Below are 21,890 nucleotides of genomic sequence, written 5' to 3'. Positions count from 1 at the left end.
TATGACAATTTCGCAATTGCCCCATATCGGCATCGTGATCGGCTCCACCCGCGAGGGCCGCTTTGCCGATAAGCCGGCGCAGTGGTTCCACGGCATCGCCAGCCAGCGCACCGATGTCTCGGCCGAACTCATCGATCTGCGCGACTACCCCATGCCCTTTTTCGACGAGGCACTGTCGCCTGCCTGGGCACCGGTGAAGAACGAGGCCGCGCAGCGCTGGGCCGCCAAGCTGGCCACGCTGGACGGGCTGGTGGTGATCACCGCCGAGTACAACCACGGCCCCACGGCCGTGCTCAAGAACGCGTTTGACTACGCGTACAAGGAGTTCGCGCGCAAGCCCATCGGCTTTGTGGGCTATGGCGGCGTGGGTGCGGCGCGGGCCGTGGAGCAACTGCGCCTGGTGGCCACCGAGCTGCAGATGGCCCCCGTGCGCAATGCCGTGCACATGGGCATGGTCGAGTTCCTCGGGGTGTGGCAGCAGGGCAAAAGCTTCGAGGACTACCCGCACCTGGCGCAGTCGGCCAAGGGCTTGCTGGACGACATGGCCTGGTGGGCCAAGGCGCTCAAGACCGCAAGGGAGGCTGCATGAACACAGCATTGGCCGAAGCACCGGTTGCCTCTGTGGCAAGCCGTGCCATTGCCTACCGCACGCGCGGCAGCTCACATGGGCCCATCACGCGCCTGGTCAGCCCTGGCGATGTCGGGGAGTGGATCAAGCCCTTTGTCTTTCTGGACCTGTTTGCATCGGACTCGCCTGCGGCCTTTCGCGGCTTTGGCATGCACCCGCATTCGGGCATTGCCACGCTGACCTACCTGATGGCGGGCGATATGTCCTATGAGGACACTACGGGCAAGAGCGGCACATTGCACGCAGGCAGCGTGGAGTGGATGCGCGCGGGCAACGGCGTGTGGCATACCGGTGCGCCCATGGGCGATGCGCCTTCGCTGGGCTTTCAGCTCTGGGTGGCCTTGCCTGCCGCGCTGGAGAATGCGCCTGCGCTGAGCCAGTACCTGGCGCCGCAGCAGATCCCGCAGGCCGGCCCAGCCCGCGTGCTGCTGGGCAGCCATGCTGGGGTGCTGAGCCCCATCGAGGCGCCCTCGCCCATGACCTACCTGGCCGTGCAGCTGCGCAACGGCGAGCACTGGCGCTATGTGCCGCCCGCAGGCCACACGGTGGCCTGGGTGGCGGTGGCAGCGGGCGCGCTGGATGCGGGCGCAGTCGCGGGTAGCGTAGACACCGGCGAGCTTGCGGTGTTCGAGGAGTCGAACGGCGCCATCGACTTCGTGGCCCGGGGCGACACGCATTTCGTGCTGGGCTCGGCCGCCAAGCACCCGCACGAGCTGGTGATGGGCCGCTACTCGGTGCACACCAGCCGGGCCGCGCTGGCACAGGGCGAGGCGGAGATCCGGCGCATCGGCACGCAGCTGCGGCAGGAAAAGCGCCTCGGTTAGAGCTTGGCAGGTGTGCGCCGGCGCAGCGCCACCCAGCGGCACACGCCCGTGGCCACCAGGCCGGTGACCGCGAGCATGGCCGCCATGTGCACTGCCACCGCCGCCAACGCCCACCACAGTGGATCCGCTGCACCGGCGCCCTGCCCCACCGCACCGCTGCCCAGGCACAGCGGTGCCAGCGCCGGCACCAACATGAGCCCCGCGCCGTGCAGCGTGGATGCCAGAAACGCACCCAGCACCAGCCCCACATGCCCGGCCGATGTGCGGGCTTTGCGCGGTGCACGGCGCCACAGGTACACCGCCACAGCTGCGGCCAGCAGGCAGCCTGCTGCGGCCTGCAGCACGCTGCGCGGCAGCGCCCAGCCCCACACCACCGCAGCCACCACCAGTGCCACCGACGCGGCATGGCCGATGGCAATGGGCAGCAGGGCGCGCAGCGGCTGCGCCTTTACCCGATTGCCGCCAGAGCGCAGGCCCCAGGCGGTTGCGCAGGCCCAGCCGGTGGCGGGGTTGAGCCCGTGCAGGGCGCCCGTGCCGGCCATGGCAAGCCAGGGCCACAGCGTGTCCATCCGTGGGCTCCCGGCCTGCGTCAGGCCTGGGCGTGGCAGCAGCCGCCGGCCGTGGCCGCGGCAGCGGGTGCTGCCAGGGGCGATGGCGCGGGCTGGAAGGGCACGGCGCCTTCGTAGCGGTCGTGGTGACGCACCCAGTCCATCGTGTACTCGGGGTTGGGCTCGTTGCGGCCTGTGGGGGTCAGGTCGATCAGGGGGTAGGCGCCCATCATCACCTCGACCCCGCGGCCGTAGGTGGAGTAGGTGTGGAACACGTCCGCACCCTCGCCCGGCTCCTTGTGGAACACGCTGATGCCCGGCGCCTCTTCGGCCGGAAAGCGCTGCACCGTGTAGTTGTAGGGCACCTCGCCACGGGCCACCTGCTCGGTGCTGAAGCTCACGCCGTAGTCGTGGTTGAAGTCGCTGCCGAGCGATGACACCCCGTGAAAGCGCCAGCCCATGCGCTGGCGAAAGCGCTCGATCTGCGCGAGCGGTGCGCGCGAGGCCACCACCAGCGTGATGTCGCGGTGGGCCAGGTGGATGTTCATGCCGTCGATGTGATCGGCCATGTACGAGCAGCTCGGGCAGCCTTGCTCCCAGCCGGGGCCGAACATGAAGTGCTGCACCAGCAGCTGGCGCCGGCCGTCGAACAGGTCGGCCAGCGTGCGCGGGCCGGTGGTGGTGTCGAACAGGTAGGGCTTGTCCACCCGCACCCAGGGCAGCGCGCGGCGCTCAGCGGCGATCTGGTCCTGCTGGCGCGAGAGTTCTTTTTCGCGCAGCAGCAGGGCCTGGCGCGCGGCCAGCCAATCGCTGCGCGGAACGACGGGGTGGTGGAGTGAGGGGTTTTGGATGGCGGTGGTCATGCGGTGCTCCTTTGGGGGTTGTCAAACAGGGCACGCCCATGCGGCGGCTTCAACCGCCGCCTGGGGAAGCGGTTGTTGCACAGGGCGTTGGGTGGGTGGGAGATGGCGGGTGCTGACCACCCGCCGGGCATCAGGCCCGCGCGGTCTTGGGCCGGCGAACCGCGCGAACCTTGCCGCTCTCGCCGCCACCGGCATAGAACAGACCGGCGCCGTCGGATTCGAGCCCGCTCACGCCCATGCCGGCCGGCATTTCCAGGCGCTCGATCACGGCGCCGCTGGCGGGGTCGATGCGGCGGATGTCGCTGGCATCACCCTCCCAGGTGCCGTGCCACAGCTCGCCATCGACCCAGGTCACGCCGGTCACGAAGGCGTTGGATTCGATGGTGCGGCGGATGGCTCCCGTGGCGGGGTCGATCTGGTGGATCTTGCGGTCGCGGTACTGGCCCACCCACAGGCTGCCCTCGGCCCAGGTCAGGCCCGAGTCGGCGCCCTTGCCCGGCGCGGGGATGGAGGCCACCACAGCGCCCGTGGCCGGGTCGATCTTGTCGATGCGCGACTCTGCAATCTGGTACAGGTGCTTGCCGTCGAACGCGGTGCCGGCATCGCAGGGCAGGCCCAGGGTGCGCGTGGTCTCGCCGCTGGCGGGGTCGAAGGCGACCAGGCTGGCGCCTGTGGCGGCCCATACGCGCTGGCCGTCGTGCGTGACGCCGGCCACGGTGCGGGCGCCGGCAAAGGGGCCGTATTCACTAACGATCTCGGCGGGACGGGCGGGGACACCGGTCGGTGCAATGCGGCTGGCGCTGTCGGGGCTGCAGTCGGTGATGGGCATGGTGTGGTCCTTTTCGGTTCGGCCCCGGCTCAGGAGGTCGATGGGTGAACTCTATTCAATCGGCAGCGCAGCGGGGAGTAACAAGATTGGCGTGAATCCTGCCAGGGGCGGTGCCAGCCAGCGCTGAGCACGCGCCTGGCCGATGGAGCGCACGCGGCTTTGCTCCTGCAGCTCGGCCAGGGCGCGCTGCACCGTGCGCTGGCTGTCGCCCAGCGCCAGCGCCAGGGCCGAGGTGGACCACGCCGCACCATCCGCCAGCAGGGCCAGCAGCGAGGCCTGCTCGCCCGCGATGGGCGGCGCCAGCACCACCACCGCGCGCCCGCCATCACGCCCATCCAGGGGCCGCAGCGCAAAGCCGCGCGCCGTGGCCTCGATGCGGGCCCAGGGCTTGACCAGTGCGCGCAGGCGGCCCAGCTCCACGCGCAGCCGGGCGCGGTGGGTGTCGTCGGGGTGCCGGGTGCGAAAGGCGCTGGCGATCAGCGCGTCGCGCTCGGCATCGCCGGGCCAGGCCTGGGCCAGATCGTAGGCGAGAGCGAACAGGATGGGCCGGCGCGCAAGGGACAGCCAGGTGGGGGCGGCACCGCTGCCCTCCTGCGCCCCCACCCATCCCGATCCCAGCCGGTGCCGGCAGGCATCGACCACCAGCACATCCGAGGCCAGCAGCGCCGCGACGTCGTCCAGGCGCAGCAACTGCTCGCGCGCCACGCCGCCGCCATCGCCCTCGCTTGGCAGCAGGCGCCGCGCGGCGGGGCGCTGCAGCGCGGCCAGGGCCTCGTCGACCTCGGCCAGCAGCGCAGGCACGCGGGCGCGCGCTGCCGCTTCGCGCGCCTGGGCCAGCGCATCGCGCGCCGCGGCCACGCGCAGCGAGCGCAGGGCCAGTTCGGCCAGCGTGAGCCCCGCCACCGCCGCCAGCGCGGGCGGCATGCCTGGCTCCTGCAGGTCGATGGTGGCCAGCAGGGCCGCGGCTTCGCCCAGCCGGCCCATCAGCAGCCATTGGCGCGCAGCGATGAGCCTTGCCTGCAGTGCGTTGGCCCGGTCGCCGCGCACCGCCAGCGCCGCCGCAGCGGCCACCAGGGCATGCGGCGGGCCGTTCAGGTCGCGCTGGGCCAGGGCCACCTCGGCTTCGGCCACCACGCAGCGGGCGCGGGCCAGTTCCTCGTGCGCGCCAAACCCCTTGGCCGCGCGGCGCAGCAGCTCGCGCGCCCGGGGGTGCTCGCCCAGCTGCGCCATGGCAATACCGCGCAGCGCCAGCGCAGGCGGGTCATCGCGCAGGGCCACCCGCTGCAGGGCGCCCAGCGCATCGCCGGCGGCAAGCGCACGGGCGGCGGCGGTGATGAGCGAATCCATGGGATGGCAGGCTACACGACTGCGGCACTTGCAATTTGTTTCTTGGGAAACTATATTTCAGCCACAGATAGTTTCCGCAGAAACAAAACATGAAGAAAAACCCATCGCCCCACCCCAGCCCGCTCGAAGCCCACCTGGGCTACTGGCTGCGCTTTGTCTCCAACCAGGTGTCGGCCGGGTTCCAGCAGGCGGTGGAGGCATCGGGCGTGTCCGTCACCGACTGGGTGGCGCTGCGCACACTGTTCGATGCGGACGGTGGCGACAACCCCGCCACCCACGCCACGCTGACCCAGGCCCTGGGCATGACCAAGGGCGCCGTCTCCAAGGTGGTGGCACGGCTGGAGGACAAGGGCCTGGTGGCTCGCGCGGATGCACTGCAGGACGCGCGCAGCCACACCCTGTCGCTCACCCCGGCCGGCCGCGCCCTGGTGCCCGTGCTGGCCGCCAAGGCCGATGCGAACGACGAAAAGTTCTTTGGCCACCTGCCTGCGGCCGAGTGCCAGCGGCTGGCGCGCCTGCTGCAGGAGATGGTGCGCCTGCACCAGTGGCAGGAAGTGCCGCGCAGTTGAATCCGAGACCTCATCCCAGAAAGATGCCCATGAACGAAACGACCATCGCCACCATCGAACGCTGCGCCCAATCATCCGAGGACGGCACGGCCCATTTCGGCGCCATCGTGCTGGCCCTGAGCGAGGCCGGCGTGGAGGCGTATTTTGCCGACTACCGCAGCAACGCGACCACCTACTACGTGCCCAGCGGTGAGACACATGCCGTGGCCCTGCATCCGCCTGCCACGCCCATCGCACAGGGCTTCGACGCGGCAGGCGTGCAGGCCGCCATCCACGGCGCGCAGCGCGGAGAGGTGATGTACCCCGAGTTCCTTGAGCTCTCCCGCGCAGCGGGCTGTGTGGGCTACGTGGTGTGGCTGGCAGGGCGGCATGTGAGCTACTTCGGCCGCAAGGGGGAGGTGCATGTGGAGCGGTTTCCGGACTCCCCCTGAACGCAACCAATACCCTCACGCGGCTGCAATGGCTTCGATCTCCAACAGCCACTCCTCGTCATATATGCCGGCGATGATGACCGTGAGCGCTGGTGCATGGCTCCCCAGCGCGCGCCGCCGCGCATCGCCGTTCTCATCGGCGTATTGCCGCGATGAGAGAAACGTGGCCACCTTCACCAGGTTGGCCACGCCCAGGCCTGCGGCATCGAGCTGGGCCAGGATGTTGGCCCACACCAGGTCGGCCTGCTCGGCGAAGCTCTCGGGCACCCCGCCGGCCCGGTCCACGGGAATCTGCCCGCTGATGACCAGCCAGCGCGTGGCGCCCCGCACGTCCAGGGCCTGGGAGTAGCCACCGGAGGGTCCAGGGGCCAATGGGGAGTTGACGGGGGTGGATTGCATGGGCAGGTCTCCAGAGTGCAGAACAGCTTACGCAGCCTGTGCAGGGGGAGCCATGGGCTGCGAGAAGATATTCACCAAACTTCCATCTGGATCGCGCAGCAAGGCCGAGCGGTTGCCCCAGGGCATCACCGTGGGCGGCATGACGACCTCGGCGCTGGCGTCGCCACGCATGCGCGCCAGTGTGCCGTCCACGTCGGCCACCTCGAATTCCAGGATGGCCGAGTGGTTCGACGCGGCCGTTGCGGCCCCCTGGTTGAACAGCTGCACGAGGCGCTCCTCGGAGATCGCCAGCGTGGCGCCTTCGAGCCGCACTTCCGCAAAGCCATCGGCCAGGCGGGTGGCAGCGGTGCCCGACAGCAGGGTGTAGAACGCGACGAGCGCTTCGAATTGCATGGTGACGAGGAGGACGGATGCAAACTTCATGCGAAGCTCCTTGGGTAAGAAAAGAAAGGAGCGAGGTTAGAAGGAGGTGCTGCCAGGTTCTGGCAGCATGCTGTGCCCGTTTGCCCGAGCCTGCTGGCGCAGGCCTTCAGCAGCGCCTGGTGAAGCGCGAGGTCGAGCCCACAGGCTCACCCCTCGGAGCGCAGGTACTTCGCCAGAAACCCCAGCACCCGGCGCTCATACGCCCCAGGGCCGTAGGCATGCAGATCCACATGCCCAGCCCCCTCTACACGCCAGATCTCCTTGGGCCCGGCCGCCGCATTGAAGAGCCGCTCAGTTTCGGCCCAGGTGGTATGCCTGTCCTGGGCGCCAGAGGCAATGAGCGCGGGCGCCCCAAGGCGGGCGATGCGCTCGATGGGCCGCAGGTCACTGGCCGATACATCGGCGCGCAGCGGCAGCTGCCACAGCAAGGGCCCGGCCAGCACCGCGCCCGCAGGGCCCAGCACCATAGTCAGCCGGTTGGTCACGGCGTCTTCGATGGTGGGGTACATGGATTCGAGCACCACGGCATCCGGCGCGGGGGAAGGCAGTGTCAGCACGGTGGCTGCGGCGCCCAGGGAGACACCGATGACCGCGGTGCGCTCGCCCGGACTTTCGCGCCGCAGAAACTCAAGGGCTGCCTTCACCCCTGCCGCCTCGCGCGCTCCAAAGGTGATGCGGTCGCCAGTGCTCTGGCCGTGCCCAGGCAGATCGATCAGCAAGGCGGCATAGCCCGCCCGATTCAGGAACCTGGCGCGGCCCAGCATCTGAGTGCGGTCGGAGCGAACGCCGTGGAGCAGCAGCACGGCGCCCCGGCCTCGCTGGCCCGGTGCAAACCAGCCAGCCACATGGCCAACTGGAGCGATGTCGATGCGGACCTCGCGCGCCGAAAAATCTTTCGGTGGCGGGCCTATGGTGCGGGTGGCAGGATGGCTGAGCCATTCGCCGGCGCCCAACGCTGCAACGACGAAACCGAGCAACAGCACCAATGCCCACAGGGCAAGTATCCCAACGCGGCGCCCAACCATCACCGGTACGAACAAGTTCTCTGGACGGGCCTCAAGTGACCCCCTCCACCGACACTGCCTCGAACCCCGGCTCCTGCGCAATGAGCCCATGGAAAAACACCAGGCACGGATCGTCGGCAGCCATCTTGGCCTTGCCCAGCACGCGCTCCTTGAGCGAGCGGTGCTTGGTCAGCGACAGTACCCATTCGTGCTTGCCGTCCGCGCTTTCGTTGGCGGCGGCGCCGACCATGTAGGTGCGGCCCTCCCAGCTCACGTGCGCGTACCAGCCCCAGTCCTCGGCATCCGCGTCGGTCATTTCCAGCTGCGCCGGCACGCGCGTGCGCAGCCATTCGAGCAGCGACTGCCCCCGGATGGGGTTGATGGGATTCTCGGGCTCCAGCGAGACGTCGAAGAGCCGGGTGAGGAAGTGGATGGCAGGTTCCATGGATGAACGAATTGGCAAGGGGACGGGCCAAGCACTCTAGGCGAGCGTATCACCCGCGCGTGACCTCTCCAACCGAATTTTGCCCAGACGCGCAGGCCCAGGGCGGACGAACCTGCGTACCATGCGCCCTGCTGCAGAGCCGATCAGGACGACGACAACAACATTGCAGGAGACAAGTGCCACCATGCAGGCCCACCCCACCACGAGCCCGCCCCAGCCACTGACAGCCCCAGCCTTCGCCCATCTGCGCGCGCTGAGCGCCAGCCTGCTGCAACTGGCCAACGTGGCGCGCACCACGCCGCCGCAGGCCATGCTGCAGGAGGCACTCGACATCCTGCGCACCTCCCTGGTCGGGTTCGACACCGCCTGGTGGGGCGAGGTGTCGGCCGGCCATGCCGATGCGCCGCCGCGCAACTGGCTGCATGGCAGCATCGGCCTGGCCAAGGGCTTTGCCACGGAGTGGAATGCGCTGGCCATGGCCGATATGTTCGCCCAGCAGTCCATGGACCGGCTGGGCGTGGTACTGCGCGAGAGCGCCGACGACCTGCCCCCACAGGGCGTGGAGATACCGCCGGACATCGAGGCCTTCTGCCGGCGCCACGGGCTGTACCACTGCATGGCGATCACGGTGGCCATGCCGCGCAGCGGGCTGATGTTCTTCGTGAGCATGTACCGCGGCCCGGGCCAGCCCAACTTCACGGACCAGGAGGCGGCGCTGTTCGGCGAGTTCGTGCCGCACCTGCTGGGCCACTGGCAGCACCGGCTGGAGCAATTGCAGACGGCGCCCGCAGGCAACGGCCCGTGGGACAGCTATGCGCTGGCCGATGGCGCGGGCCAACTGCTCTTCGTGGGCCTGCGCGTGGGGCTGGCGTTGCAGGCAGCCTACCCGGACTGGTCGGGCACCGCCCTGCCCCCGGCACTGCTGGCGGCACTGCCGGCCACGCTGCCGGGCAGCCTGCTGGTCGGCAAGGCCTGCCGGCTGCGGCTTGAGGCTTGCGGCCCGCTGCTGGCGATCAGCATGCCATCACCGCACGCCAGCAAGCCGCCGCTGGCCCCGCGCGAGCTGAGCGCCGCCACGCTGTACGCGCATGGCCATTCGTACAAGGACATTGCTGCCACCTTGGGCCTGACACCGGCCACGGTGCGCACCTACCTGCGCAGTGCCTATGCGCAGTTGGGGGTGCGCAACAAGGTGGAACTGGTGGCCGCACTCCGGCGGCAATAGGCCGCGCGGCTGGCCGGGTGTTTTCCCTGTCCCTCTGCATTTGCAGAGGCGTCAAAACACCCCCCCGTCCCTATCGTTGCGCCCGGAGCCTCAAGGCTTCGGAAGAACCAAGCAACAACAGGAGACGCATTCCATGCTTTCAACCCCACCGTCCGCAGGCTCGGCCCTGCTCGCGGCCACCATGGGCACCCTGGCCGCACTGGCCCTCACCGCCTGCGGCGGCAGCGACACCAGCGCCCCCGCTGCCAGCCAGCCGCTGGCCCAGGCCTGCCCGACCTACCGCATGGCCACCCTGCCCCATGGCGCGACCATCACCCGCACGGAGCTGCGCGCGGCCGAGGGCCTGCTGCCCGAGGTGTGCATCGTGCGCGGCGAGATCGTCTCGTCGCCCCAGTCCACCATCCACTGGGCGGTGGAGCTGCCCGCGGGCGCGGTGTGGAACGGCAAGACGCTGACCGTGGGCGGTGGTGCATTCGATGGCTTCATCCCTACCGACGACCCGTGGTACCAGCACATCATCGGCGCATCGGCCCACACGTATGTGAAGATGAGCTCCGACTCGGGCCACCTGGCGCCCGGCTTTGCCTGGGGCGCGAGCGACGTGGCGCTGCGCAACCATGCCTTCGACGCCAACCACTTCGTGCTGGAGGTGGGCACGGCTATTGCCGCCGACTTCTATGGCAAGCGCCCTGCGCGCCGCTACCACATCGGCCACTCCAACGGCGGGCGTTCGGCCCTCGCCGCCACGCAGAACTACCCCAAGGACTACGACGGCGTGGTGGCCATGGAGCCCGCCATCAGCCAGCAGGCGCACCAGACCAACCTGGGGCCCACGCTGCTGCGCCACGTTTTCTCCAAACCCGAGAATTGGATGAGCCCTGCCAAGATCGCGCTGTACGCCAAGGCCGAGACGCAGGCATGCGACGGGCTCGATGGCCTCAAGGACGGCATCATCGGCAATGTGGCAGCCTGCAACTACGTGCCCACAGACCTGCTGTGCAAGGGCTCCGACAACGACAGCTGCCTGACCGCCGGGCAGATCGAATCGGTGCGCCTGATCTACGCCAACAAGGACGTGCCCGTGACCCTGTCGCAAGGCGCGCGCGGCTACCCAGGCTATGGGCGCGGCGGTGCCGCCACATCCGACTGGGAGGCCTATGTGTTCGGCCCCAGCTTCGAGGCGCGCGACTCGTTCAACTACATGGCTGCACTGGCCGCAGCACGGCTGGTGGAGGGCAACCCCGCTGCCGACCTGCTCCAGCACGACCCCACCCGGTACCAGGCCCCGTACCTGCGCCTGGCGAACCTGATCGACGCGACCAACCCCGACCTCTCGGCCTTTGCCGACAACGGTGGCAAGCTGCTGATCTGGTACGGCATGGGCGATGCCTGCGTGTCGGTGTACCGCACGGCGGACTACCTGGACAGCTTGCGCCAGCGCCTGGGTGCCAGCAAGGTGCAGGGCTTTGCGCGCATGCTGACCTCGCCCTCCAACGGCCACAACCTCGACGGCCCGGGCACCGACCCGGTGAGCATCGACCTGCTGGCCGCCATAGACGCCTGGGTGGAGCGCGGCAGCGCGCCCGACAAACTGGTGGCCACCCGCTACGAACCCGCCGATCCGCGCGCCGGCCAGCAGACCCCGGTGCTGCAGCGCCCGGTGTGCGAGTACCCGAAGTTCCCGCGCTATGACGGCAAGGGCGACCCGGCGAAGGCGGAGAGCTTCAGCTGCTCGGCGGTGTGATACCGGCGGAGGTCAGTAACTCGCGCGCAGCGTCACGCTCGCATTGCGCGGCTCGCCGAAGAAGTTGCTGCGGCCCGTGGTGTACACGCGCTGCCAGTAGACCTTGTCGGTGAGGTTGTTGAGGTTGAGCGCCACAGTCCAGCGCGGATCGATGCGGTAGCTGATGGCGGCGTTCACCACGCCGAAGCCGGGGCGGTGGGTGTTGGTGGTGGCGTTGCCGCCGCTGGCACTGCTGTAGGCGTTGACGCCTGCGCCGACACTCAGGCCGTCGAGCAGGCCGTCGTTGAAGCGGTACTGCGACCACAGCTTGACGCTGTGGTGCGGCGTGAGCGCGTTGAGCGGCAGGCCGCCGCTCGATGTGTCGCGCACGTAGCGGTTCTCGTTGTAGGCGTAGCCGGCGTAGACATTCCACTGCTTGGTGATGCGGCCCGAGGCTTCGAGCTCCACGCCCTTGCTTTCCACCTCGCCCTGGGCGATGGAGAAGCCGGTGTTGACCGGGTCGGCCTGGGCGCGGTTGACCTCGCGGATGCGGTAGACGGCAGCACTGGTGGTGAGGGCACGGTCGAAGAACTCGCCCTTGACGCCCACTTCGAGCTGCTTACCGACGATGGGGTCGATCACGCCGCCGCCAAAGGCCAGCTGCGTCTGCGGCGTGAAGGCGTCGCTGTAGCTCACATAGCCCGAGACCTGCGGGGTGAACGCATAGGTCAACCCGGCATAGGGGCTGAGCTTGTGGTCCACCTGGCTGGTGGTCCAGGCGCCGGTGGTGGGCAGCAGGTTGCGGCTTCGCGTGTCGTACCAGCTCACGCGGGCGCCGAGCACCACCGTGAGCGGGTCGGCCAGGCGCAGGCGGGTCTGGCCGTACAGGCCGTACTGCGAGGTTTCGGACTGCGCGCGCGCCGTGGCCGGGCGGTCGGGGTACGGCACGGCCGAGTGGTCGGGCGCATACACGTCCTGCACGTAGTAGTTGGCATAGCGGCCCGAGGTGGAGGCATTGGTGTTGCGGCGCCAGTCTGCCCCCACCACCACATCGTGCTTGCGACCCAGGGCGTTGAAGCTGCCGGTGAGGTTGGCGTCCAGCACGTTCTGCTCGATGCGCGTCTGGTTGAACCACAGCATCAGGCTGGTGCGGCCGTTGGTGGGCGTGACCTGGCCGTTGGGCAGGTACAGGTAGTTGGTGGCCTGGTCGTTGCGGTAGCCGCTCCAGTGCAGGCGGGCGCGCCAGTCGTCGTTGAAGCGGTGCGTGAGTTCGGCGTACACGTACTTCTCGTCCTGCTCGGAGCGGTTCCAGTCCGCGCCCAGCCAGGTGGAGCGCGGCACATCGAGCAGCGCGCCGGTGGTGTACGAAGGCAGGCCGCCGGTGAGCCAACCGTCGACTTTCTGCGCGTGCGCGCCGACCAGCAGGCTGGTGGTGGGCGCAAGCTTGAAGTCGAGCGAGCCGGCAATCGCATAGCGGTCGCGCTGGGCGCCGCTCTGGTAGGTGCCGCCCTCCTGCTTGGCGGCCGAAAGGCGGCCCAGGATGGTGCCGGCCTGGTTGAGCGGGCCGGTCACGTCGACCTCGGCACGCTTGGTGGACCATGAGCCGAGCTGCACTGCACCCCGCGCCTGGAAGGTATCTTGCGGGCGCTTGCGCACCAGGTTGACGGCACCGCCGGAGCTGGAGACGCCGCTGAACAGCGCGGAAGGGCCGCGCAGCAGCTCCACCCGGTCGAACAGCACGGAGTCCCACGCGGATGCCGTGCCGGGCGCGGGAACGCCGTCGATCATGTAGTTGTTGATGGCGAAACCGCGCGACGAGTAAGAGGCCGATTCGCTGTCGAAGCGCTCGGACACATAGCCCACGGTCTGCTCCAGCACTTCTTCCACATTGCGCATGTTCTGGTCTTCCATGCGCTGCTGGGTGACCACGCTGATGGACTGGGGGATCTCCTTGAGTTCGGCCGCCGCCTTGCCCACCGTGGCCTGGGTGCTGTTGTAGCGCTCGGTGCCTTCGGTGCTGGTGCGGTCCTGCTGGGCGCGCACCATGACGGGGGGAAGGTTGGTGCTGCGGGTTCCGCTGGCACTTGCGGCAGGCGCCTTGACGTCCGTGTTTGCGGTGGTGGATTCCACGCTTTGCGCGCGGGCAGCGGTGGCGCTGGCGAGGGCCATGACGGCCAGCGCCACGGGCGCGAAGGACAAGGGGGATCGGGACATCATCGAAGGCCTGTGTACGAAAGAGGTGGAGGAATGCACGCCCCCATCTACACGGCAACACTTCGCGCATGAATGCACGGCAGCGCGCGCATGCAGGCCGCTGCACGCAATGGCAGCAACGCGGGGCGGTCGATGGGGGAGCGGGATTGGCTGGCTGGTGCGCAGGTGGATCGCAGCTGGTGCGAACCACCGGACGACCGCGAAGGGCCACCCGGCACTGGCTGACAACACGAATACGGCAATAACCGTAACGAGAATCAGTTCTATTTTAGAAGCATTTCAGAGGCATGCCGACAACCTTGGACCACAAACGGGCATTCGCGCAACACCGGCTTTCACCCATGCCGAGGGCGTTGCGACACCACCCACTGATGGGCACGGCATGTGCCGATTCTGTGCATTGCTTCACGACTGGCGGCATGCATACGCCGCGCAAGGCCGGCCTGCCGCCGAACGCCAACACAATCGCACCTGCCAAGCGCTTCACAACAACAACCAGGCCCTTTTCTTGAAAAAATCCCCTGCACTCAAAGCCCTCCTCGTGGTCCTCATCGGCGTTGCGGCCATCACGCTCTTCGTCGGCAAACGCTGGTACGACTATGTCAGCAAGGCCAAGTCGCCCTATGAGGAGATCGGCATCGAACTCAATTCCCGCGCGCCGGGGCCACTGAACCGCTGGGGCTGCGCGCAGCTGCAGGAGCGGTTTGCCAAGTCCATTCCGCCCTACGGTTGCGCCGCTGGCGACGGCCGGCAGTGGAAGTGATGCGCGCTGCCGCCGAGAACCCCTTGCGCCCCCTCTTCCCTCCCTTGAAACGAGTCACCGTGTTCACCAAAATTCTGGCAGCCTCGGCTGTCCTGGCAGCCTTCACCCTGGGTGCCGCAGGCACTGCCCACGCCCAGAGCTACAAGCTCAACATGCCGCTGCCCGAGGACACCGATACCGTTCTGCGGGACATCACCGTCACGCCCAAGGGCACCACGGTGACCATCGTGGTGGGAAACACCACAGACGAAATCGGTGAGGCGTGCATCCACCCCAACCACCGCCCCGAAGCGTTCACGATCAAGGACCTGGACAGCGGACTGGTGCTCAAGCAACGGGGCGTTACGGGGATCAGGTCGTGCGCGCGAGGGATGGACACCATCCGGCCGGGCAAGCGCAAGATCGTGAAGGTGCAGTTCGAGGCCCTGCCGGCCACCGCGCGCCGGCTGCAGGTGGGCGAGAACAACTGCAAGCAGAAGGAAGACGACGACATGCACTACTACTGCTTTGCCGAAGTCGTGCTGAAAAGCCCGAAGTAATTCGCGATAGCCGGCCAGGCGACCGGCATTGGTGGCTGCAGCCCGGGCAGGCCACCCTTCATTTTTCGCGGCATCCGTGCCAAATTTCACACACCGGTGCTGCCGTTCCAAGTGTTACTTGTTGGCGCGACCACAGCGCGTGCGCGTCTAGATAATCCCCCGCCATGGAGTGAGGAAAAGGGGCACGCTGCGAGCGCACCCCTGGGCTCCATGCTGGACCGAAAAAGCACACACAACCCATCGCGTATCTCTATGAAAATCTCTTCTGCCCTGCGCCTGGGCCTGGCCAAATACCTGGCCTATTCGCTGCTCGCGCTGCTGTTGATCCCACTGGCCGCCTACCTGTTCACAGGGTACGCCCAGCGCGACGAGGACACCCGGTTCATCGCCCGCATCAGCCAGCGCATCGATGCCGAGAAGGCCATGCCCGCAGCCGAGAAGCAGGTGCAGAAAGACTTCTACCGCACCAACCCGCCGTCCACCATCTGCACCAACCAGGACCCCGAGGTGGCGGACTACCGCGAGGCCATGTGCGAGACCTATGGCGAGCTGTGGCAGTTCAACCTGGTGCGCAAGCTGTCGCTGTGGAGCATGGTGGCCGGCGTGGTGCTGCTGGTGGCCGTGCTGGCCCTCGGTGCCCTGGCCTTCGTCAACCGCAGGCTGCAGTACACCAGCTTCGTCACCGGCTGGCACCTGACCACCTGGGCCAGCGCCACCTCGCTGGTGGTGCAGGGGGCGCTGGCGGTGTGGCTGTCGTTCTGGGTGACGGCGTTCTTCATGCACAAGTACTGGCCCAAACTCATCATCCTGGTAGGCATCCTGGTCGCGTGCGGGGTGTTCATGGCGGTGGTGGGCATCTTCAAGCGGGTGCAGCTGAACAACGGCGTCGATGGCGAGTTGCTCACCGAGGCCGATGCCCCCCTGCTGTGGGCGCGCATCCGCCACATGGCCGAGCGTTTGAAGACCGAGCCGCCGCGCAACATCGTGGCCGGCATCGACGCCAATTTCTTCGTGACCGAGGCGCCCCTCACCGTGGGCAACCAGCAACTCACCGGGCGCACGCTGTTCGTCAGCATCCCCCTGCTGCGCCTGCTCGACCAGGCAGAAGCCGATGCCGTGCTGGGCCATGAGTTGGCGCACTTGCGCGGCGGCGATACCCAGAGCAGTGCACTGCTGGGCCCCAAGATCAGCCAGTACGACCACTACCGCCACGCCATGCGCGAGGGCGGGCTGACGGCCGTGTTCCTGCCCCTGATCGATCTGTACCGCACCATTTTCGAGGTGGCGCTGGCGCGCGAAAGCCGCGCACGCGAGTTTGAGGCCGACCGCACTGCCGCCCAGCTCATTTCGCCCGATGCGATTGCACAATCACTGGTGAAGATCGCCGCCTATGCGCGGTACCGCTCCAAGATCGAGAGCGAGCTCTTCGGCCAGAACCGCAAGCACGACGCCGCCGCGCTGGGCATTGCCAGCTATGTGGCCCAAGGGCTGCCACCCTATGCCGCATCGGCCGATTTCCTCTCGGAGATGAGGACGGCCAACGTGCCCCACCCCTTCGACTCGCACCCCGCCATGCCCGAGCGCATGCGCTCCGTGGGCGTGGCGCTGGCCGAGAGCGACTACGGCGCCATCGTCGTGCGCGTGCCGGCCACCACCTGGGCGCAGCAGATCCTCACGGCCGATGCCATCGAGCAGCGCATGTGGGGCGCGTACGAGCAGGCCTTTGCAGCAGAGCACGAACGCAGCCTGGCCTACCGCTACGAGCCCGCCAACGACGAAGAGCGCGCACTGGTGCTGCAGTATTTTCCGCCGGTGCAGTACGCCTTGAAGGGCAGCGACACGGTGACGGTGAGCATCGAAGGCATCGCCACCTCGGCCGATGGCGCGACGGTGGCCTGGGACGCCATCAAGGCGCTGGAATTCAAGGAGAGCACCTGGGGCAATGCCCTGATCGTCACCCACCCCGAAAAAGCCATGATCGGGGCCAAGACAAGCAAGATCAAGCTCGGCGGCCTGAAGAAGGAGAAGGACGCCTTCAACGCCAAGGTTGGCCACTACTGGCAACGCCACCAGATCATGCGGGCGCAGCAGCAGGAAGCCTGAGCCCAGCCCGCCATGCCGGGCGGGCCGCCATGCTCAATCGGAGATTCGCACCCCCTGCACCTGCGCGCCCAGCTTCAGGTACAGCAGGCCATCCGAACCCATCCACCACGGCCCGGCCTGCGGCGGCACCTGGGCCGCGCTGCCGGTGAGCAGCACCCACTGCGGCACCAGGCGCCATGCCTGGCCGGCCAGGGTCAGGGTGAGCACGCCCGTGCTGCTGCCCGCCTGCACCGACAGCACCGCACCCGGCAGCGCCGTGGTGAAAATGCTGCTGGCCTGGGTGGCGTTGAGCAGCGCGGGCAGCAGCCACTGCCGTGCGCCCTGCCCTGTCTGCAGGTAGATGCGGCCTTGCTCGTCCACACCGATCTGCGGCGTGCCTGGGGCCGTTCCGCTGCCCGTCCAGTCCGGCCGCAGCACATAGGTCTGCCCGCCGGTGCGCAGCTGCAGCACGCCTTCGGCGCCGAGCTTCAACGTGACATCGGGCAAGGCTGATGTCACGGCACCCGCAAGGCCAGCGAGGTCGGCCACGGCGGGGGCGAACTGCACCACCACGCCGCCGCGCACCCAGCTCAACAGGCCCAGCGGGGTGAAGCCCATGCCGTCGGGCAGGCGCGCGTCGATGGTGATGGGCTGGGTGGGCAGCAGCTGGAAGACCTGGCCGCCATCGCGCACGAGGAACACGCCCGAGGGCGCCACCTCCAGCCCCTGGGCCATGTTGGCGCCCGAGAGGCGGGCGAGCGGGCCGTTCAAGCGTGCGAAGGCCTTGTTGTCCACCGTGATGGATGCCGGCAGGTTGGCAAACGCCATGGAGTCACCGGCTTGGTTGGTTTCGCCCTTGAGCGAGCCCAGGGTGATGGCGACCACGGCCCCCTGGTCGTTGACCTGCAGGCGCTCGCCAGCCTGCAGGCCCATGCTGCCCACGGCAGGCAGGCTGCCTGTGGGGGCGGTGAGCGAGCCCACCTGCACGGCCACGGCCAGCGGCTGGGCTTCGACGAGGGTGCCTGCACTGCCTGCGCTCAGCAGCACCGGCCCGGCCAGCACCATGGGCTGGCCCACGGCGCTGGATGCCATGGAGGCCCAGCCTTCCAGCACCACCAGCACCAACACGCTTTGCCCATTGACCTCGGCAATGCGCAGTTGCGTGCCAGGCAGTGCCTGCACGGTGAGCGGCTGGCCGTTGACGATGACCTGCAGTGTGGTGGGCGTGGTGCCCGTGCCGGGCAGCACGATGGTGCCGCCGCCCGCGCCCGGGCCCACCACCACGGGCAGGGATGGGTTGGTGATGGTGGTCGTGCTGCCGGGGGTGTTGATGGTTGTTGAGGTCGGTCCGGGGTCTTCGGCGGGCGGGGCGACGACGACCGGTGCGGTGGGCGTGACAGGCGCACTGGCAAGCGATGGCAGGCTGTCGCCCACGGCGTTCGTCGCCTTCACGGTGAAGGTGTAGGGTGTGCCGTTGGTCAGGGTTGCGATGGTGCAAGTGCGGGGCGCGGCTGCGGCCACCGTGCAGGTACCGCCGGGGGTGCCGGTGACGGTGTAGCCAGTGATGGGGCTGCCGCCATTGCTGGCCGGGGCTGTCCAGGTCACGGTGGCCTGGGCATTGCCTGCCGTTGCGGCGGTAGCTGTCGGGGCGTCCGGCAGGGTCATGGGGGTACCGCTTGCCGTTGCCGGGCCGCTGGTTCCGGCTTCGTTGCGCGCGACCAGGCTGAAGGTGTAAGCCGTGCCGTTGAGCAGGCCGGGCACGGTGCAGGTGGTTGCGGTGGTGGAACAGACGGCGGTGGACCCACCACCCGTGGTGTCGGTCACCTCGTAGTGGGGCCAGCCGCCCCCACCGGGCGACCAGGAAAGGGCCAGCGCGGAGTTGCCCGCCGCAGCCACGAAGCTGGTGGGCGAAGCCGGTGCAGCAAGTTGCCGCTGCACCGCGCCCACGTCGCAGCTGCCGCTGGTGGGGCGCGGCGCGCCGCGCTGGTCCACGGCCGACGCGCTGCATGAGCCCGCCACGCTCAACGCCGGGCTGCCAAGGCCGGGCATCATCGTATTGGTGGAGCCTGCGTTGAATGCCAAAAGGCCCAACTGCGGGTCCAGGTTTTGAGCGCCGGTGCAAGTCACGCCGGCCGGGCAGCTTCCCTCCACAATGCCGCCGTCCACCGAGATATTCCCTCCGTTGACAAAGAACTGCGAACCGGTCGCCGCAGTATTGCCCCACACAATGGAAGACTTCACGTAGATGGTACTGCTGGTGATGTGCAACGCCCCTCCGGAAGTGGAGGAGTTACCCACCAAGGTGGATTGGGTCATGGTGACGACACTGGTTCCTCCACCGTCCGAATAGCTTGCAATGGCACCGCCCTTGGCGGACCCTGTTGTCGCTGAGTTGCCATTGAATGTGGACTGCGAAATGAGCGTTGCCGCGTGTCCCAAATTGCCCAGCAGAAAGACGGCGCCGCCGAAGCTGGCCGGCCCTGATACGGCATTTGCGTCAAACGACGACTGCGCAATTTCTGGATTGGCGGTGCTTGCCGACCCCGCCCAGACAAACACGGCCCCACCTCCGTTGATGGCCGTGTTGCCCGTGAATGTGGATTGCAGGATGAGAGGGCTGCTCACCCCGCCGGAGCCGGCCATGCTTGCCAGCGCCCCACCCGAGTGAACGGACGAATTGCCGCTGAACAGCACATTGGACAGGGTCGGGCTGCATACCCTGCCGCTACCAACAGCACTGCAAAGAAGACCGCCACCTTGTGACTCGGAATACTGGCCGATTGAGAAAACGTTTCCGTCGACAATGCTCAGCCCGTCTACCACCGTATCGCTTCGTTGATGGACTCCGTTGCCTGCGGCACCGATGACCACGACGTGGCGGCTGTTGTCCGTGTTGTCCCCAGCAACACCAATATCGCCCGACAGCACTGTCAGCCGGTTGTCGCTGCTGCGCTGCGACAGTGAGGTTTCACCCCCCGCAAATCCTCCATAAAGCTTCAGCGGGCGATTGATCGCAAAACTGATGCTGCGATCCACCGTAAGGGTAGGCAGGTAGGTGCCCTGGCTGGCCCAGATCTCGTCGCAGTTGGCATCCGCCAGCGCGGACTGCAACGGCGCAGCGGCGGCCCAGGTGCTGCCGTCGCCCGTGCCAGCAGGTGACACCCGGCATATCGCTGCATTGGCAGCGCCCGCAGCAGACATCACCAACGCCAGCAACCCCAGCGCGCGCATGCTGCGGCTTAGGCGCGCTGATGGGTTCAGGGGACATGCACAGGCGAGGGATGTGGTCATGGGCAACAGGCGTCTGGTGAAAGCAAAACGATTGCAGACAGCGCCTCCCAAGCGGTACGGTCGTCGAAGCCAGCGCGTGCGATGCAATACAGCAGGCATGCTAGGCCCTTCAATCCGTTTTGTATGTCCTCTAATTAGATGACAAATGCGGTTTTTTTGAGGGCCCGGGCACAGGCTTCACGCGTGGCCGAGGGCCTGCTGGTGACACCGTAACCGGACCCGCAGAGACTGGCTTCAAGGCAGCGAAGCCTGCGCGCGCCGCAGCAGAAGCAGGGCCTGGGTGCCGTTGCCACCGCTGTTGCCGTATCCGGCCAGGGTGCTGCCGGGCGTGGGGTCGGCGTTGATCACGCCCACGCAGTCGGGGCCGGCCGCGCAGCCGCCTTGCAGGATGCTGGCCTGCACGCTGGTCTTGCCGCTGTAGGTGGTGTCCAGCTGCACGCCATGCACGGAGGTGTTGCCCCAGATGACCGAGGACACCACTGCGACCTGACCGCCGCCGCCCGCGAAGTTGAGCGAGGACAGCGCGCCGCCGTAGCCGTCGGACGCATTGCCGATCAGCGTGGACTGGCTGAGCAGGGGGCGGCTCACACCGCTGCTGCCGCTGGACACGCTGGCCAGGGCACCGCCGAAGTCGCCGGCCCAGTTGCTGCTGAAGGTGGACTGCGTGATGCGCGGGCTGCTGGTGCCGGCGTTGCCGTGGCTGGCGATGGCGCCGCCGTAGCGGCCCGACGCGTTGCCGATGAAGGTGGACTGTGCGATGGCGGGGTTGCTGGTGCCGCCCTGGCCCACGCTGGCGATGGCACCGCCGTAGCCGTCCACCGCATTGCCGATGAAGGTGGACTGGGTGATGCCGGGGCTGCTGGCACCGCCGGCCGCGCCGAGCGAGTAGACGGCGCCACCATCGTCGCGCGCCCAGTTGCCGCGGAAGCTGACGTTGGCGATGCTGGGGCTGCACACGCTGCCCTGGCCCGCGCCGTTGCAGTACAGGCCGCCGCCGCTGGCATGGCTGGCGCCGTCGGCACGCCCGTGCACGATGCTCAGCCCGTCGATCACCGTGTCCGCAGGCTGGTAGATGCCGGCCACCGATGCAGCCCTGGCGCCTGCGCCCAGGCCGCCGATGACCACCACATGGTGGCTGTTGTCGGCGCTGACCACCGGCGTGCCGATGTCGCCCGAAAGCACGGTGAGGCGGCTGTCGGCGCTACGCTGGGCCAGCGCGGTCTCGGTGCCGGCAAAGCCGCCGTAGAGCTTGACGGGGCGGTTGATGGCGAATGCGATGGAGCGGTCTGCGCCCTCGGTGGGCTTGTAGGTGCCCTGCTGGATCCAGATTTCGCTGCATGTCGGCCTGGCCAGGGCCGAGTGCAGCAAGGTGGCCGCGGCCCAGGTGCGGCCGTCGCCGGCCTCGGTGCCGGTGCTGCTGACGCGGCACACGGCGGCATGGGCCGATGCACCGGCGGTGAGCAGCAGCATGCAGCCCATGGCAGCGACGGTGCGGCGGGCGGTGAAGGTGGTGCCGGCGGCGGCGGTGGCGGCAATTGAACGGTGGTGTGTCATGGCGAAAATCCCCAATTGAAATTGAACAGGCAGCGCATCGCCCGCCGCGCCTTGTTACGCAGCTATAGAAATAAGAGCTATTGGGTAATGCAGCGGCGATGCTAGGCCTTTCGCACGCGCTTGTATGTCCCCCAACTAGATGACATTTGCCGATTTTTTTTGGGCCCCGCAGGCACCGCCGCTGCGGTG

21 protein-coding genes and 1 pseudogene are annotated in these 21,890 nt (G+C 68.1%); 10 read left to right on the top strand and 12 right to left on the bottom strand.

What is annotated here, in order from left to right; translation table 11 throughout:
- The first annotated feature begins 1 nt into the window (after position 1).
- Together ACSQ3Y_RS16850 and ACSQ3Y_RS16845 are read left to right on the top strand one after the other, a co-directional pair.
- On the top strand, positions 2-589 hold the full coding sequence (locus tag ACSQ3Y_RS16850) for an NADPH-dependent FMN reductase (RefSeq protein ID WP_436178151.1): 588 nt from the start codon (positions 2-4) through the stop codon (positions 587-589).
- A complete protein-coding gene (locus tag ACSQ3Y_RS16845; RefSeq protein WP_436178150.1) occupies positions 586-1,452 on the top strand; it encodes a pirin family protein in 867 nt (288 codons plus the stop codon). Before ACSQ3Y_RS16850 ends, ACSQ3Y_RS16845 begins: the two co-directional genes overlap by 4 nt.
- Here the strand turns inward: ACSQ3Y_RS16845 and ACSQ3Y_RS16840 are convergent.
- The 4 genes from ACSQ3Y_RS16840 to ACSQ3Y_RS16825 form a co-directional block, all read right to left on the bottom strand.
- Positions 1,449-2,021 carry a hypothetical protein gene (locus ACSQ3Y_RS16840; protein ID WP_436178149.1) on the bottom strand — a complete coding sequence of 191 codons (573 nt, stop codon included), beginning with the start codon at positions 2,019-2,021 and terminating at the stop codon, positions 1,449-1,451. The two genes, ACSQ3Y_RS16845 and ACSQ3Y_RS16840, sit on opposite strands and share 4 nt — an antisense overlap.
- A 20-nt stretch (positions 2,022-2,041) precedes the next feature.
- On the bottom strand, positions 2,042-2,863 hold the full coding sequence (locus ACSQ3Y_RS16835) for a DUF899 domain-containing protein (protein WP_436178148.1): 822 nt from the start codon (positions 2,861-2,863) through the stop codon (positions 2,042-2,044).
- Between the two features lie 130 nt (positions 2,864-2,993).
- Positions 2,994-3,692: a Vgb family protein gene (locus ACSQ3Y_RS16830; RefSeq protein WP_082604344.1), complete on the bottom strand. Its 699-nt coding sequence runs from the start codon at positions 3,690-3,692 to the stop codon at positions 2,994-2,996.
- A 51-nt stretch (positions 3,693-3,743) separates the two neighbouring features.
- Positions 3,744-5,039, bottom strand: a complete 1,296-nt coding sequence (locus tag ACSQ3Y_RS16825) for a hypothetical protein (protein WP_057204463.1) — start codon at positions 5,037-5,039, stop codon at positions 3,744-3,746.
- An 89-nt stretch (positions 5,040-5,128) separates the two neighbouring features.
- Between ACSQ3Y_RS16825 and ACSQ3Y_RS16820 the strand changes: the two genes are divergently transcribed.
- Complete coding sequence (locus ACSQ3Y_RS16820; RefSeq protein ID WP_436178147.1) at positions 5,129-5,608, top strand: MarR family winged helix-turn-helix transcriptional regulator; 480 nt, start codon at positions 5,129-5,131, stop codon at positions 5,606-5,608.
- A gap of 29 nt (positions 5,609-5,637) precedes the next feature.
- Positions 5,638-6,039: a DUF1398 family protein gene (locus ACSQ3Y_RS16815; protein WP_436178146.1), complete on the top strand. Its 402-nt coding sequence runs from the start codon at positions 5,638-5,640 to the stop codon at positions 6,037-6,039.
- A 15-nt stretch (positions 6,040-6,054) separates the two neighbouring features.
- Here the strand turns inward: ACSQ3Y_RS16815 and ACSQ3Y_RS16810 are convergent, their stop codons facing one another.
- The 3 genes from ACSQ3Y_RS16810 to ACSQ3Y_RS16800 form a co-directional block, all read right to left on the bottom strand.
- The gene (locus ACSQ3Y_RS16810) at positions 6,055-6,438 is read right to left on the bottom strand and encodes a RidA family protein (protein WP_436178145.1); all 384 of its coding nucleotides are present in this window, start codon (positions 6,436-6,438) and stop codon (positions 6,055-6,057) included.
- Between the two features lie 27 nt (positions 6,439-6,465).
- On the bottom strand, positions 6,466-6,861 hold the full coding sequence (locus ACSQ3Y_RS16805; protein WP_436178144.1) for a VOC family protein: 396 nt from the start codon (positions 6,859-6,861) through the stop codon (positions 6,466-6,468).
- Between the two features lie 146 nt (positions 6,862-7,007).
- Positions 7,008-7,664, bottom strand: a complete 657-nt coding sequence (locus ACSQ3Y_RS16800; RefSeq protein ID WP_436178143.1) for an alpha/beta hydrolase — start codon at positions 7,662-7,664, stop codon at positions 7,008-7,010.
- On the opposite strand from ACSQ3Y_RS16800, the gene ACSQ3Y_RS16795 reads away from it, so the two are divergent.
- Positions 7,650-7,925: a hypothetical protein gene (locus ACSQ3Y_RS16795; RefSeq protein ID WP_436178142.1), complete on the top strand. Its 276-nt coding sequence runs from the start codon at positions 7,650-7,652 to the stop codon at positions 7,923-7,925. The two genes, ACSQ3Y_RS16800 and ACSQ3Y_RS16795, sit on opposite strands and share 15 nt — an antisense overlap.
- On the opposite strand, the gene ACSQ3Y_RS16790 is transcribed toward ACSQ3Y_RS16795, so the two are convergent.
- A complete protein-coding gene (locus ACSQ3Y_RS16790) occupies positions 7,918-8,310 on the bottom strand; it encodes a hypothetical protein (protein ID WP_436178141.1) in 393 nt (130 codons plus the stop codon). The genes ACSQ3Y_RS16795 and ACSQ3Y_RS16790 overlap by 8 nt on opposite strands.
- A 184-nt stretch (positions 8,311-8,494) precedes the next feature.
- Here ACSQ3Y_RS16790 and ACSQ3Y_RS16785 point away from each other — a divergent pair, with 184 nt between their 5' ends.
- Both ACSQ3Y_RS16785 and ACSQ3Y_RS16780 read left to right on the top strand, forming a co-directional pair.
- Complete coding sequence (locus ACSQ3Y_RS16785) at positions 8,495-9,535, top strand: response regulator transcription factor (RefSeq protein ID WP_436178140.1); 1,041 nt, start codon at positions 8,495-8,497, stop codon at positions 9,533-9,535.
- Positions 9,536-9,668: 133 nt separating this feature from the next.
- Positions 9,669-11,279 (top strand): tannase/feruloyl esterase family alpha/beta hydrolase, encoded by a 1,611-nt coding sequence (locus ACSQ3Y_RS16780; protein WP_436178139.1) that lies wholly within the window; start codon positions 9,669-9,671, stop codon positions 11,277-11,279.
- A gap of 12 nt (positions 11,280-11,291) precedes the next feature.
- On the opposite strand, the gene ACSQ3Y_RS16775 is transcribed toward ACSQ3Y_RS16780, so the two are convergent.
- Positions 11,292-13,472 (bottom strand): TonB-dependent siderophore receptor, encoded by a 2,181-nt coding sequence (locus ACSQ3Y_RS16775; protein ID WP_436178138.1) that lies wholly within the window; start codon positions 13,470-13,472, stop codon positions 11,292-11,294.
- On the opposite strand from ACSQ3Y_RS16775, the gene ACSQ3Y_RS16770 reads away from it, so the two are divergent.
- The 3 genes from ACSQ3Y_RS16770 (at position 13,426) to ACSQ3Y_RS16760 (ending at position 16,877) form a co-directional block, all read left to right on the top strand.
- Positions 13,426-14,235 carry a hypothetical protein gene (locus tag ACSQ3Y_RS16770; protein WP_436178137.1) on the top strand — a complete coding sequence of 270 codons (810 nt, stop codon included), beginning with the start codon at positions 13,426-13,428 and terminating at the stop codon, positions 14,233-14,235. The genes ACSQ3Y_RS16775 and ACSQ3Y_RS16770 overlap by 47 nt on opposite strands.
- Before the next feature lie 59 nt (positions 14,236-14,294).
- A complete protein-coding gene (locus ACSQ3Y_RS16765; RefSeq protein WP_436178136.1) occupies positions 14,295-14,774 on the top strand; it encodes a hypothetical protein in 480 nt (159 codons plus the stop codon).
- A 252-nt stretch (positions 14,775-15,026) separates the two neighbouring features.
- Positions 15,027-16,877 carry a M48 family metallopeptidase gene (locus ACSQ3Y_RS16760; RefSeq protein WP_436178135.1) on the top strand — a complete coding sequence of 617 codons (1,851 nt, stop codon included), beginning with the start codon at positions 15,027-15,029 and terminating at the stop codon, positions 16,875-16,877.
- 33 nt (positions 16,878-16,910) lie between these two features.
- Here the strand turns inward: ACSQ3Y_RS16760 and ACSQ3Y_RS16755 are convergent, their stop codons facing one another.
- The 3 genes and pseudogenes from ACSQ3Y_RS16755 to ACSQ3Y_RS16745 form a co-directional block, all read right to left on the bottom strand.
- A complete protein-coding gene (locus ACSQ3Y_RS16755; RefSeq protein WP_436180128.1) occupies positions 16,911-19,172 on the bottom strand; it encodes a fibronectin type III domain-containing protein in 2,262 nt (753 codons plus the stop codon).
- Positions 19,173-19,499: 327 nt separating this feature from the next.
- Positions 19,500-20,057: pseudogene (locus ACSQ3Y_RS16750) on the bottom strand (hypothetical protein); the annotation flags it as partial.
- Between the two features lie 324 nt (positions 20,058-20,381).
- Positions 20,382-21,701, bottom strand: a complete 1,320-nt coding sequence (locus tag ACSQ3Y_RS16745; RefSeq protein ID WP_436178134.1) for a hypothetical protein — start codon at positions 21,699-21,701, stop codon at positions 20,382-20,384.
- Positions 21,702-21,890: the final 189 nt, after the last annotated feature.

The organism is Acidovorax sp. LjRoot66 (assembly GCF_964253305.1).
Taxonomy (GTDB): Bacteria; Pseudomonadota; Gammaproteobacteria; order Burkholderiales; family Burkholderiaceae_C; genus Acidovorax.
Note: the sequence above shows the minus strand (reverse complement) of the source record. Positions and strands in the feature narration are given on the sequence as shown.